Source organism: Mucilaginibacter rubeus (assembly GCF_003286415.2).
Taxonomy (GTDB): domain Bacteria; phylum Bacteroidota; class Bacteroidia; order Sphingobacteriales; family Sphingobacteriaceae; genus Mucilaginibacter; species Mucilaginibacter rubeus_A.
This window is the reverse complement of the sequence record NZ_CP043450.1, coordinates 4,206,489-4,220,621: the sequence shown is the minus strand read 5'-3', so window position 1 is coordinate 4,220,621 and position 14,133 is coordinate 4,206,489. Positions and strand designations below refer to the sequence as shown.

12 protein-coding genes are annotated in these 14,133 nt (G+C 42.4%); 1 reads left to right on the top strand and 11 read right to left on the bottom strand.

Features of this window, described 5'->3' with window-relative positions:
- Positions 1-221 precede the first annotated feature (221 nt).
- The 4 genes from DEO27_RS16520 to DEO27_RS16505 all read right to left on the bottom strand — a co-directional run bounded on the left by DEO27_RS16520 (position 222) and on the right by DEO27_RS16505 (position 2,094).
- Positions 222-593, bottom strand: a complete 372-nt coding sequence (locus tag DEO27_RS16520) for a hypothetical protein (protein ID WP_112567924.1) — start codon at positions 591-593, stop codon at positions 222-224.
- Between the two features lie 137 nt (positions 594-730).
- Entirely contained in the window at positions 731-1,087 is a 357-nt protein-coding gene (locus tag DEO27_RS16515) for a hypothetical protein (protein WP_112567926.1), read from the bottom strand.
- Between the two features lie 169 nt (positions 1,088-1,256).
- A complete protein-coding gene (locus DEO27_RS16510; protein WP_112567928.1) occupies positions 1,257-1,619 on the bottom strand; it encodes a glycoside hydrolase in 363 nt (120 codons plus the stop codon).
- A 118-nt stretch (positions 1,620-1,737) separates the two neighbouring features.
- Positions 1,738-2,094 (bottom strand): glycoside hydrolase, encoded by a 357-nt coding sequence (locus DEO27_RS16505; protein WP_146749972.1) that lies wholly within the window; start codon positions 2,092-2,094, stop codon positions 1,738-1,740.
- 294 nt (positions 2,095-2,388) lie between these two features.
- Between DEO27_RS16505 and DEO27_RS16500 the strand changes: the two genes are divergently transcribed.
- Positions 2,389-4,608 (top strand): putative Ig domain-containing protein, encoded by a 2,220-nt coding sequence (locus DEO27_RS16500; RefSeq protein WP_112567932.1) that lies wholly within the window; start codon positions 2,389-2,391, stop codon positions 4,606-4,608.
- A 188-nt stretch (positions 4,609-4,796) separates the two neighbouring features.
- Here DEO27_RS16500 and DEO27_RS16495 read toward each other — a convergent pair whose 3' ends face one another.
- The 7 genes from DEO27_RS16495 to DEO27_RS16465 all read right to left on the bottom strand — a co-directional run bounded on the left by DEO27_RS16495 (position 4,797) and on the right by DEO27_RS16465 (position 14,078).
- Positions 4,797-5,705, bottom strand: a complete 909-nt coding sequence (locus DEO27_RS16495; RefSeq protein ID WP_112567934.1) for a hypothetical protein — start codon at positions 5,703-5,705, stop codon at positions 4,797-4,799.
- Positions 5,706-5,842: 137 nt separating this feature from the next.
- Positions 5,843-6,286: a hypothetical protein gene (locus DEO27_RS16490; protein ID WP_112567936.1), complete on the bottom strand. Its 444-nt coding sequence runs from the start codon at positions 6,284-6,286 to the stop codon at positions 5,843-5,845.
- 129 nt (positions 6,287-6,415) lie between these two features.
- On the bottom strand, positions 6,416-7,453 hold the full coding sequence (locus DEO27_RS16485; RefSeq protein ID WP_112567938.1) for a fatty acid desaturase: 1,038 nt from the start codon (positions 7,451-7,453) through the stop codon (positions 6,416-6,418).
- A gap of 130 nt (positions 7,454-7,583) precedes the next feature.
- Positions 7,584-8,585, bottom strand: coding sequence for a YncE family protein (locus tag DEO27_RS16480; RefSeq protein ID WP_112567940.1), 1,002 nt, complete (start codon positions 8,583-8,585; stop codon positions 7,584-7,586).
- A gap of 56 nt (positions 8,586-8,641) precedes the next feature.
- Positions 8,642-11,734, bottom strand: a complete 3,093-nt coding sequence (locus DEO27_RS16475; protein ID WP_112567942.1) for an efflux RND transporter permease subunit — start codon at positions 11,732-11,734, stop codon at positions 8,642-8,644.
- 168 nt (positions 11,735-11,902) lie between these two features.
- On the bottom strand, positions 11,903-12,829 hold the full coding sequence (locus DEO27_RS16470; RefSeq protein ID WP_112567944.1) for an efflux RND transporter periplasmic adaptor subunit: 927 nt from the start codon (positions 12,827-12,829) through the stop codon (positions 11,903-11,905).
- Between the two features lies 1 nt (position 12,830).
- Complete coding sequence (locus tag DEO27_RS16465; protein WP_112567946.1) at positions 12,831-14,078, bottom strand: TolC family protein; 1,248 nt, start codon at positions 14,076-14,078, stop codon at positions 12,831-12,833.
- Positions 14,079-14,133: the final 55 nt, after the last annotated feature.

Below are 14,133 nucleotides of genomic sequence, written 5' to 3'. Positions count from 1 at the left end.
GCTAGGAGGAACGACGAAGCAATCGCGAACTATGCAGATTCAGTCTACAGGGACGCGATTGTCATTTTTCAAATCCAATGACAATTGTTTTTTGATTTAGGGAATGGATATATGCCATACGTGCGCAATTACCACGTAGATATAACAACAGCATAGTTGTAGCTGTATAACTGACATAGCTATCCTACACCATCAATCAAAAACCAATAAAAATGAAATGATTATCCTAACTGGGGAGGCTGGAATATCGTAACCGGGCGATCGGCCGGTACGGTTGGGGTGTAGGGGGTTGAAATAACCTGCAACAGGCTGGAGTGGAATTTAACATCAGTTGAACTGATGACATAAACCTCCTGAAAGAGGCTCTTTTGCGACTGCCTTTCGTCGCTGGCCTGCTTGTCCTCTGCCTGTTTGATCTTTTTCGCGAAGTAACATTTACCATCGCAATGCAGCCAGGGTCTGTTCCTGTTTTCGCAAAGCTTGGTGGCAATGTAGTTCCTGTTCAGTTCAAAACCCGCGAAAATGAATAACCGCGAGAAATTGACCGTTATCAGTGAAAAGATGATTAAATAGGCTGTAATACGTTGCAGCATGGCGCAAAGGTAACCCCTGCAATCTTAATACGCAACTTTAGTTAAAAGTCGGTAGGCTTAAGTTCTAAGTCAAAAGTCTGAAGTCCAAAGTCTCCATTCGAAACTAACTTGCGACTTAAGACTTTCGACTTAAGACTTTATTGTCCCCGTTTCAGCGTAGCATGCATGTGCTGGCCTTTGTAAACCAGGTTCATGCCGATAGAGTCCTGGTAAACCTTACCGGTATGGGGCGAACTGCCGCCCGGTACCGGGATACTGAACGAAAAATTATCGCCGTTGATCATGCCATCGGTAATGGCAACATCGCCTTGTGGGGCATGGGCTGTACCTGTGAGTTTACCGCTGTCTATTTTAAAAGTATAACTTAAGGGAAAATGGTCATCGCCGGGCAGCTTTAATGAACCTATCCATTTGCCGTTGATATCGGCCATTGAAATAAAACTAAAAACGGTAATAATAACAAACGCACTAATCGCCAGGAACTCCTTTTTCATTGTTGATATAGTTTAAGCAGATGCCTATATGCAGTAATTTTAAACTATATACAATTTTGTTGCCTTTAAGTTTAAATAAAAAAGAAAAACCTTACCGGTTGGGTAAGGTTTTTCTTTTTATCGTGCCAGAGTCATCCTGAAACAAGTTCGGCATGACCATGGTGTTTTATTACTTCTTCTCAACCGGCCTTTTTAATACCGAGCTGCTTTTTGAACCGTTGATATCCAGTTCAACACTGATTGAATCGCCCATGAATTTACCGGTATGTGGGATCACGATACCGCTGGTAGCTACGGTAAATGAAAAGTCGGTGCCGTTGGTTTTGCCCTCTTTAATATCTACATCACCTTCTGGGGTTAAAGCTGTTCCGGTTAATTTATCGCCGTCAACTTTAAAGTTGTATAATAATGGATATTCCTGGCCATCGCTTGTAACCAGTTTACCTGACCATTTGCCATTTAAATCAGCTATAGCTGCAAGGCAAATCAAAAAGCAGCTTACCAGTAAAGTAGTAGTAAAAATCTTTTTCATAAAATGTGAATTTTTGGTTGAGATAAATATAAGAACCTTGATTTATAGGATGAAATGATTACACGATATTTTATGTGATTTAAATATCATATAATCCTTGAAATTGGAGAAGTTAGGGCTATTGAGCTCTTTTTAAAGTACTATGTGCTTTTGAACCGTTAGCCTCGATATCCACACCAACAGAATCGCCATAAAATTTACCTGTGTGGGCTATATGAATATTTTCGATACTAACTGTAAATTTAAGACTATCACCTGTTATTTTGCCATCTTCGATAGGCATGTCACCTTTAGGAGTTTTGGCAGTGCCAGTAAGCTTATTGCCATCTATCTGAAAATTATAAAGCAACGGATAAACCTCGCCGGTTTCTGTTTCAAGTTTACCTTCCCATTTACCCGCCATTCCGGCAATGGCTGCAAAGCATGCCACAAAACAAACTGTTACAAGGGCTAAGGTTAAAATAGTCTTTTTCATAGCTGTTGTTTTCAATGGTAAATGTATCATCGATATTAAACCAAAATGTAAACTGTACATTAAGTTTACCGTCGGTATCTTTGATAATTACATGGCAAAAACTGTACTATAAAGGTTGTAGAATGACTGTGAGACAGACTTTTTACTTTTAAATGTATTTATGAGGTGATTAGTATGTAATTTAATATAAATGTTAACAATACATTTCTAATTATTCAAAATGATTGTACCTTTAAAAAGCATACACTAACCTGGCGAAATCCTGTTTCGCTATACACTATTAAACAACCTATAATGATAAAAAAGATTTTTACCGTGCTGCTTTTGCTGGGCGGTAGTTGCCTGGCCGCTTCGGCACAGGATGTTCAGCTTAACAAGGGCTGGAAATTTGCCGTGGGCGACTCTGCCCAATGGTCGTCGCCAACGTTTAACGATCAAAACTGGCAGAATATTGATGTCGCCCATTCCTGGGAGCCACAAGGGCATCCAAATTATGATGGTTTTGGCTGGTATCGTATTCATGTGGTGATCCCTTCATCACTCAAAGAAAAGGCGTATTTAAAAGATAGTTTGAGGTTAAACCTGGCCAGTGTTGATGATAATGACGAGGTATATTTGAACGGAAAGCTGATCGCTAAGTATGGCGGTAGAAGCGGAACTATCAAAGATGGCAATTACGGTCCGCGCACTTATAATATTTCAGCTTCCGATCCTGCTATTTTGTGGGATAAAGAGAATGTGCTGGCCATTCGTATTTATGATACCGGTGGTGATGGTGGCATTTATGGTGATAATTTTAGTATTGGCATGGCCGATGTAATGGATCACGTGTTGGTAAATACCGATGGCGATTTTACTTTCGGTGAAAATAACAGCCTGGCCAAAGCGGTTAAACTGATCACCACCAATAAGTATCAATACCAGGGAACCTTGGCTTTTAAGGTGACCGATCCGGAAACCGGTGCGGTGATCTACGAAAAATCTAACCCTGCAAACTTTACTGCTGGTAAGCCATTCACGTATTCGTTCGTGATTGCCCGTTTAGCTAAAAAATCGTACACCATTACCTATACTTTCAACGATCAAAAATCGGGTAAGGAGATTGTCAGAACCGAAACAACTCCTTATGTACTTACGCCTTATCCATCGGCTAAACCAAAAATTAACGGTGCCGATGTTTATGGTGCGAGGCCGGGAAACCCGTTCCTGTATCTGATCCCGGCCACCGGTAAAAAGCCGCTTACCTATAAAGCTGATGGATTGCCGGAGGGTTTAAAACTTGACGCCGCGACCGGCATCATTACAGGTGTGGTAAACCAGAAAGGTGATTACCCGGTAACGCTTACTGTTACCAATAAATTAGGTAACAAAACAAAAACGCTTACCATTAGCATTGGTGATAAAATTGGCCTTACTCCGGCTTTAGGCTGGAACAGCTGGAACGCCTGGGGTTTAAGCGTAAATGATGAAAAAGTAAAGATCTCGGCTAAAGAAATGTCAGATAAATTGAGCGCTTATGGTTGGAACTATATTAATATTGACGACGGATGGGAGGCCGAAAACCGTGCTGCTGATGGCGCTATTGTAGCTAACAGCAAATTCCCCGATATGAAAGGTTTAACGGATTATGTGCATAGCCTTGGTTTACATACCGGTATTTACTCATCGCCAGGTCCACGCACCTGCGGTGGCTTTTTAGGCAGCTGGCAGCATGAAGACCAGGATGCCAAAACTTATGCCGACTGGGGATTTGATTATTTGAAATACGACTGGTGTTCATATTCAGAAGTTACTCCGCCACATCCCGACCTGCCTGCGCTTAAAAAACCTTATGAACTGATGCGCTCATCATTAAACAAGGTAAACCGCGATATCATGTTTAGTTTTTGCCAATATGGTTGGGGCGATGTTTGGAAATGGGGTGCCGAAACCGGCGGTAACAGCTGGCGTACTACCGGCGACATACAGGATACCTGGAGAAGTATGAGCGATATTGGTTTTGGACAAGATCCTGCGTCACCTTATGCCGGTCCGGGACATTTTAATGATCCGGATATGCTGGTGGTGGGTAAAGTAGGATGGGGCCCAAGCCTCCACAATAGCCGCTTAACTTACGATGAGCAATATACTCACATCAGTTTATGGAGCTTGCTATCAGCGCCTTTATTAATTGGCTGCGATATGGGACACCTGGACAGGTTTACACTTAGCTTATTGACCAATGATGAAGTGTTGGCCATAGATCAGGATGCTTTAAGTAAAGGCGCGAGGCAGGTTTCTAAAACGGATGAGCAGCAGATTTGGGTAAAGGAACTTACCAAAGGCGAAAAGGCTATAGGTTTCTTCAATACATCTGACAAATACCAAACTGTTAACCTTGATGCTAATGACAAGTTGTTAAATGGCTTCACCAAAGCACGCGATGCCTGGGAGCAGAAATACCTGATAGCAGTTAATCATAAATATACTTTCAAAATACCACCACATGGCGTTAAGCTTATACGGGTGATGTAAAGAAATTGAGAAGAAACAAATATGAACACACGTCATTATAAGGTATGAAGTAATCCCCTGTAGCAGGTTCGCCCTGTATAGTTTGGGATTGCTTCGTGCCTCGCAATGACGTTTGTGTTCTATAAATAGCAAAAATGGCCTTTGTCGAATAGATAAAGGCCATTTTGTTATGTTGTGATTACCGTGGATCAATTCGGTACATCGTAATGATATATTGGCGCAAAAACTCCCTCGCTGGTGGTGTAATAGCCTTTACCATCGGGCTGAAAACCTATAGCCTCTCCCTGTTTTTCAACTTTGTATTCCAATTCACGTGGTTGGCGAACCATGGTTTCCCAAATAGGCTCGTTATGCTGGCGGCGCCAATAGTAAACCTTGTCGTAGCTTTTCAGTAGTATCTGTTGCCCGTCTTTGGAGATATCACCGGCTGTGATCCATTTAAAAGGCTTAAAACCCGAAAAGAAAAGTTTGCAGCGTTTGGTTAATACAGTTGTTGTATTGGCTTTATAATTTAATGGGGTAGTATAAACGCCAACGGTATCACCTCTTTTGCTAACAATGATCAATTGCTTATCAATAGGGTCAATCATCAAGGTTTCCGCGTCTTTAGGGCCGTCGGGATATTTAAAGTTTGCGCTCGCAACCGGGGTATTTACATTTGCAGTGTTGTCTGTAGCCCACGATTTTTTTTCGATTGCACGGTAAATCGTAATGAATGGCCTGTTTTGCGCATTATCGCCTATATCGCCAATGTAAACGTAGCTTTTGCCTTTTTCCGGGCCCGGGCCAACGTCTATATCTTCGCAATCCTGTACGCCAAGCTGGTGGATACTATCACCTTTAAAATAGATAGTTGATTTTAATTTGCCTCCGGAACTTATTGCAAAAAAACGGCTGGTATCGCCGCTGTCATTATGTACATAGTAGGTATCCGGGTTGATGGATGAGGCCGCAATGCCCGAAGTTTCATCCATCTCCTTGTTATTGAGGGTGCCCGTAATATCCTGCTTGTCGAGTAGCCTGTGCTTGGCAAAGGCTCCCATAAAAAGCAGGGATATGATGGGAAGTAATATATTTAATTTTTTTGATCGGCTCATTCTGTTTCTTGCAAACAATAACGCAAATAAAGCGCATTAGTATGAAGTTGACATTAATTATTTGATTTTGTTACGACTATATGAAAATTTAACGGTCGACAACAGGCAAAATGAGCAATATTCGTACCATGAAGCATTTATGCCGATTCAAAAGCATGTAATAAGGCGTTTTGCCGGAATATTTCTGTCGGGCTACGGTAGTCTGCCAGTTCAATTTCCTGAACATATTTGCAATTGCAGGGGTGTCCGGGTTCAATAAAAACAGGCATGTCATAACCCTGTTGCTGGTAATACGGGGTGATGAATGCTTTTACCGGGAGATCATTGGCAGCAGAAACAACTTCGGGCGTTAATTTCTTTAATGGCTTCAGAAGCAGTTTAATTTCGCAAAGCTTGAAATTATCATAAAGCGGGATCCAGCGTATCACATCATCAATATTAACAGCTATGGCATTATGTTTTACACCTATAAGCGTACCGATATTAACGTCGCTGTTATTTAATAAACTAATGATTACAACCTGCTGACCAATATAACGGCTAAAAATCAGGAGTTGATCGGCTATGCTTATATGTTTCATTTTGCTAATTTTATTAGCAAAATACGGAATTTAGTTGATGAAATACAAGAAGTATTTGAAACGAAATATAGTTTTTATGTAAACCTATGTTAACAAAAAAGGGCCTTTTTGAGGCCCTTTTTGATTTTCTTATTTTTCAACTTCCACAAGTTCCGACTTCGTTGGCTCGGCTTTGGTGAGGTCGATATCCGGTTTTGAAATGTCTGTTAACGCTACGCGACCGCGGTCCTTACGCAGGATACGGTTAAACAGCGAGATCTCCCTATCGAACAAAAACTGGAAAAACAGCTTAGTCCATGAGGTATGATAGTATAAAGTATCGTAGTACTCAGGAGCGGTTTTCCTGATCTCCGGAAGTTTGTTCCATGGGATAGAAGGAAAATCGTGATGCTCATTGTGGAAACCTACGTTAAAGGCTACCGCGTTGAAATTGCCGTAATAGCTGTATGTTTCCTGCTCTTCGGTAACAGTAAGGTAATGCTCCTGGATCCAACGGGCACCCAGTGGGTGAAGACCAACTGAAAATGAAAAGCTTAATAATAAAAACGCTACTGCATGCCATCCCATAAAGTAAGCTATAGCTGTTGTAAATGCGGCCTGTAATAACCAGTTAGTAAGGATCCAGCCATCAAACGGATGGATTTCTCTTAAACGTGATAAACGGAACAACTGGAATACCGGGAAAAACAGCAGCCAGATTGCTTTGCCAAAAAATGAATTACTGATCAGTTTTGCTTCCCAGCGGTTTGGTAAATCGGCATCAAGCTCGTGAACGCCCTGAAAAGAATGGTGTTTGATATGATATTTTTCGAATGAAATTGCGCTTGGCAGTATTTGCGGCAAATTCGCAAACATGGATGCCCAACGGTTAGCGTTACGGTTTTTAAACAGTAACTGGTGTGTACATTCGTGAATCATTACAAATAATGCATGATCGGCAAAAGCGCCAAGCAAATAAGCCGCCCCGAAAACTATCCACCATGATTGATCGCGTACAAACCAGGCTAAAACTACCTGGAAGGCTACTAATCCAATAATGGCCCATATGGTTTTCGGATTTTTACCGATAAGCTTACGCAGTTGCGGAAACTCTTTCAGGATTTTTTTTGTACGGATGCGATGAGGTTCAGACTCCTGGGAATAAACAAAATCAGTCTTTTTAATCATATAGTGTTAAAACGTTAAATATAGCGATAACGTGCGCAAAACTTCATTTTTTTGTAAAAATTAATTAGCAATATCAGGAATACGTAGAATCTTCACGATTGTTTCATGTAAATTTTATATAGAATTCACGTTAGTTTTGTTTGAAAACAATTACTTTAAAGGTATTAGGGATGGTTTTACGTGTGCCGGGTTCAAATTGTGCTACGCTTAAATAAATTTTATGCGTTTTAGCGTCCAGGGCCATTGTTCTGGCTCTTTCAGCTGTTTTTAAGGTTTGGACCACCTCATAGGCATCTGCCGATTTTTGTTTGATGATAGTTGTAACACCATCGCCACATGAGCAAAAAATCAGTTTAGTTTCCGGATCATAAGCTACCGCGTCAACGCCGGCTCCAATTGGCAGGGTTGTGGTTACTTTACCTGTTTTGATATCGAAAACGCTTACGCCTTTATTTTCACGGCAAACAGTAAACAGTTTTTGATTAACAGCATCAAGCGCCAAACCTGTAGGACCGCCACAAGGGGCAAGGGGATAGTTTTTAATTACTTTAAGGCTTTTGCTATCGATAACATCAAGGCTGCTTTTATCTTCAAGGTTGTTGTAGATTTTCCCTTTTCCGTCGGATACCGCAAATTCAGGTGCGCCGCTCAGGGCTACCGAACCAACTTGTTTAAGTGTAGATGGGTTAATTACTGACGAATTGTTGCTTTCGCCATTAAAAGTAAATACGCGATCGGCAGAGGGATCATACATAATAGCATCCGGCCCGTTAGCGCCCGTAAGAGCAATGGTAGTGATGGTTTTAAACGTTTTCAAATCGAAAACCACTACCGCGTTTGCCTTGCCATCGCTAATAAAACCACGGTTAACCTTGTTTACTATAGCTATGCCGTGCACGCCTTTCATGTTCTCGATAGCGCCAACCGGTTTTTCGGTATCCAGGTTAATGACATTTACAGTAGTGCCGTGAGACACATAAAGATTGCGGTTAACCTTATCAATAGATAAATAGTCATAACCGCCATCGCCCGGAAGCGCGATAGTTTTATCGGCTACATAGGTTTGCGCGTTCAGCTTAAAAGGAGCCAAGCCTGCAATAAGCATAGCCACAGCCAGAATTTGTTTTTTCATTTCTCGGGATTGTTTATTGCCATGAAATTAAATCCCGAATCTGTAAAAATGCTGTGTTAACCGTTGTGGCTTTCATTAACTTCATTTAAATGGGCATCAAACCCTTTGCGGTACAATATACGCAGCATAGCCGGTAAAACAATAAGTAATAATGGCAATGCCGCTAAAAAGCCTCCAATAACCGCAATAGCCAGTGGCTGATGCAATTGTGCCCCCGCGCCTATGCCTAAAGCAAGCGGCATCAACGCTATAATAGCCCCCAAAGCAGTCATTAGTTTAGGTCTTAAACGGGTACTGATAGCAAAAGTTATGGCCTCATCAATGTTTTTGTTTCCATTTTCGATGGCGCTCTCTTTAAATTGCAGGAATGTGAAAATGGCATTTTCTCCAATGATGCCTACAATCATGATTAGTCCGGTATAGCTGCCCACGTTAAGCGGCGTACCGGTAATGAATAAGGCCAGAAAACTGCCGGCAATTCCCAAAATGCCGATCACTAAAATAAGCAGTGCTATCCTGAATTGCCTGAACAGGAATAATATCACCCCAAAAACCAGCAAACAAGCAGTTACCAGGATAATAAGCAATTCTTTAAAAGACTGTTGTTGTTGGGCATAAGCACCGCCATATTCCACATGATAGCCAGTTGGCAGGTTTACATTATCGTGTATGGCTTTCTGAATTGCGGTTATCACAGTACCCAGGTCGCTGCCTTCCAGCCTGGCGCTTACCACGTTCATGCTTTGCAGGTTTTCACGGTTTATTTCGGCGTCGCCGGGCCTCAGCTCAACCGCGGCAAGTTCGGTTATAGGGATAAGCTTTCCGTTGGGCAAAAATATATGCAGGTTATGGATATCATTTACGTTAAGCGAGCGATTGCCCGGGTAAACCATGCGGATAGGGGATAGCTGTTCTTTCTCCAATAAATTGCCTATCACATTACCTTCAAGCGCGGTTTGAATCTGCATTTGCAAATCGGCGGCGGTAATTCCATACTGAGCAATTTTGCTGTAATGCGGTTGGATACTTACCGTAGGGCCGGCAATGATGATGCCTGGTAGTACGTCGGCTGCACCTTTAACTTTTTCAACCAGTCCGGCTATTTGGCGGGACAGGTTTTGCAGCGTTTGCTGGTTATCGCCAAATACTTTAATTTCGATAGGCTCGGCCGATGTGGTAAGGTCGCCAAGCATATCGGTTATCACCTGGCCAAATTCTACCTCCAGCGCCGGTTGAGTTTCTTCAACAATTTTACGCAGGTCACTTATTACCTCTTCTGTACTTTTGGTGCGATCTTTTTTAAGCTGGATAAGATAATCGCCGCTGTTGGGCTCTGTAATAAAAAAGCCCATTTGTGTACCTGTACGGCGCGAGTATGCTGTTACGTCAGGGTGTTTTACAATCTGTTTTTCAATCTGACGCAGCATGCGGTCGGTTTCTTCCAGCGAAGTTCCGGGAGGCGATTTGTAATCAAGCACAATGGCGCCCTCGTCCATATCAGGCAGGAAGCCGGTTTCCAGCATCGGAGGCACTATCACAATAACCGCTGCTAAAACTGCAATAATAATAATGCTTACATAAGGCCTGAGGATAAAAAAGCTTACCCATTTTTGACGCTTTACGGTATGTACTTCCTCTTTTTTAGTTTTTGCAGCGGCATTTAATTTAGGCTTAGGTGTAACCAACAGGTAAATTACCGGTAGACCGATCCATGTTACAAAGAAGGAACTTAGCAACGTAATGATCATGGTATCGGTAAGCACCTTGAAGTATGCCCCTGCAACACCGGTCATCAGCACAAAAGGAATAAAGATTACGATGGTACTAATAGATGAGCCCACCATTGCCGGGAAAAGGTAATCAATGGCTTTCCTAACCAAATGGCTGCTCAGCTCATCGGGGTGTTCTTCGTGTACCCGGTGAATCTGCTCAACAACTACAATGGCATCGTCAATAATTAAGCCTATGGATGCCGCAATAGCGCCAAGGGTCATGATATTGAAGGTATAGCCAAGCCAGTATAGTATAAGCAGGGTGAGCCCAAGCGTAACCGGAATAGTAATTAATATGGTGATACTTGCTTTAAACGATCTTAAAAAGATCACCGCTACGATAATGGCCAACAACAGACCTATCCAAAGGCTGTCGCTCACACTCTTTACCGAATCGTTCACAAAATCGGCCTGAATGTAATACGGCCTGATAGTTACGCCGCGTGGAAGCAGTTTTTTTAACGCGTCAACCTTATCGGCCATGTCATTACTAACCGATATCAAGTTAGCATTAGGTTGTTTTATAACAGCTATAAGTACCCCGTCGTGCCCGTTGGCGTTAATGCGGGTGTACTCGATACCTTCATTAACCTGTATGCTTGCAAAATCCTTGAGTCTTACTATCCGTTTGCGGTTATTGCTGATCACCAATTGTTCCAGCTGATCTTTGGCATTAATGGTGGCATCGGTAACGGTAAGGTACATGCGCTTATAATCAGACAAGTAACCTTCTGACTTTACAAAGTTGGTGGTAGCAAGCGTAGTGCTGATAATATCAGGCGTAAGGCCTAATGAAGTCATTTTTTGCTGATCGAGCGTGAGCCAGTATTCCTTCAGCTTACCGCCAATCACCCTGATCTCAGATACCCCATCAACCTGCGACAGGAATGGTTTTACTGTGTAAGTAGCCAATTGCCTAAGCTCAATAGGGGACAGGTTATGACTTTCCAGCGTGTAACCACTTACTGGTAAAATGGAAGGATTCATTTTAGCCACACTGATATTTACATCAGCAGGCAGGTCATTTTTGATCTGATCAATACTTGATTGGATGCGTTGCTGGCTCAGATCGATATCAGCACTCCAGTTAAACAATGCAGAAATTTCACAACTGCCCCGGCTTGTGGTACTACGTACCAGTTGCAAGTCGGGCACCTGTTTAATAGCATTCTCTAATGGTTTGGTAACCGTAACCATCATTTTGTTTACCGGCTGAAGGCCTTGATCGGCAATGATCTTTATTTTAGGGAAAGTGATTTCCGGGAAGAGAGAGGTTTGCAGTTTAGAATAGGCAAACAAACCGCCCATAATAAACAGGGCCAGCACCAGGCCTAATGGCTTGCGATGGGTTATGAAGTAATTTTTGCGCTGGTTCATAGTATAAAACCCCACCCAATCCTCCCCAAAAGTGGAGGGCTTTTGAAATATCTCTCTGATTGTGGGATATTCAGAGCGATTTTATTGTAATTATTTAAATCCGGTTAGCCTTCATATTGTATGCGAAGCCATAATAAAGTCTCCCCTTTAGGGGAGATTTAGAGGGGCTTACTCCGTAATTTTCACTTTAGCCGTATCTGCAAGTCCGTAATTACCCGTTGCTACAATCTTATCGCCCGGCGAAAATTTAGGTGTTAAGATCTCTATCCGGTTGCCCGCTTCAATACCTTTTGTTACCGGTGTTTTTACAGCGGTTGTAGGGTTAATAAGTTTCATTACCCAAAACTCGGTTTGGGTTTCGTTACTCAATATGGCCGATTTGGGCAGCGATACCGTATGCGGCCTTACCGATTTAATGATGCGCGCTTTGGCTACCAAATTTTCGGGGATTTGATAGGTGCTGTTCACTTTAAGTACAATGCCCTGTGTTTGCGACAACGAATCAACAGCGGGCATTGTTGAGCTTACCTGTGCTGTTAGTTTTTCTCCTCCGGGGAGTGTCAATTGTACATCCTGGTTGTTTTTTACATAGGAGCGAAGCTCGTAAGGCAACTGCATTACAAATACAAAACTTGAGCGGTCGCTGATTACGGCAAGTTGCTCACCGTCCTGTACATAATCACCCTGCTGATGGTTTAGCTGGGTAACATAGCCATTACCGGCGGCTTTTATTTTGTTAATGCCCGAAAACTTAAAGGTAGTATCCAGCACATTGATGCTGTTGCCAATACTTTGCGCTTCTTTTGTTTTGATGCTGAATAAAAATTCGCCCCTGTTTACAAAGTGTCCCGGCAGGATATTTACCTTTTGGATATAGCCGTTGGCATTGGCCTTAACAATGTTTTTTTGCTGAAATACAGATGTGGCGCTCAGGTCAATATAATCAACCATGGCACTATCGGCAACGGTGGTTACGGTTACCGGTGTTTGGGCAGCGCCGCCGTCGCCTGCATCATCTGCAGGTTGGGTATTGCCTTTGCAGCTATACAGCAGTGTTAAAATCCCGGCAGCCAGGTATATGTGTTTAAATTTCATGTTATTTATTCCAGTAATTGAACTGATTAATAAGTTGTAGCTTATTAATAGTGGTTTGTGTTTTAAGGTTCTTTATAGCAAGATAATTGTTAATAGCCAATACGAGGTCGGCCATGCGTACGTCGCCGGTTTGCAGCAATTGGGTATCAACCTTTACAAGACTTTCGGTATATTTCATTTGCTCGTCTATCTGCGCAATCAGTTTTTCGGAGCCATCTATTTGCTGATTTAACTGTGCAAGCTGCTGGCGATACTGTGTGTCAAAAAATGCTTTATAGTTACGTCGGGTATCTTCTTCTAATGAAAGTTTGCGGTACTGGATCTTGCGCTGACCACCATCATATAATGGAAGGGTGAAACTGAATCCAACACTTACACCAAAGTTTTTGTAGGCCGGTCCGCTCAAAAAGTCGGAGTTGTAACCGCCATCGGCCATCAGGTTTATCTTGGGTTTGTAACTAAAATCAAGCAGTGTACGGCTGTTTACCAGTTTAAGACTATCCGTTTTATACTGGCTGAAAAAGATGCTGTTACTGATATCTGCCCGCATGTTTTTTTGAATGCCGGGGTCCTGAAGCTCAATATAGCTGGTATCGGCAATGCCGGTTAAATAGTTGAGTGTGGTATAGTCGTTTTTATACTGTAAGCGCGCTTGCGATAACGTAAGTTCTTGCTGCTTAAGGGTAACTAAAAAAGTAAGGTAATCGCTTTGACGATAAACGTTGGTACGGGTCAATTTCTTAAGCAGCTCTTCTTCGCGATTTAGCAGGCTGATCACCTCCTGGTTAAATTTTACCTGCTGCAGGCTACCAAAAGCGGCTATATATTGCGCGGTAACAGCCTTTCTCAAATCCTGTTCGGATATTTTGGAGGTATTGAGCACCGATTGCGATTGCAGTTTAACTGCGTCTATCTGCGCGGCGATATTTTTCTTGCTATCCAGCGACTGATTAATACCCAGCAAGGCAGCAAGTGTATGTTCATTGGTAATAGCAGGAGCATAGCCGTAACCGCCTGCAACAGGAGCATAAAGCCCGGTGCTGTTGGCGCTTACCTGGGGCCTGTAACCGGCTTTGATACGGAGACTATCTAACTGACCAGAGGCTATCTGGTTTTGGAGATCTTTTAATAGCGGACTATTGCTTTTGGCAAGCTCCAAATAATGTTCAAGATTGTAGGTTTGTGCCTGTGTAACAGCACTAAGCAGGCAAAATAAAAAGCCGAAAACCCATTTTATCCGGATGGTCAAAATAATATATGTTGTGTTAAATAATAGCTAAGCTACAGGATAATTCTGGAAAAAA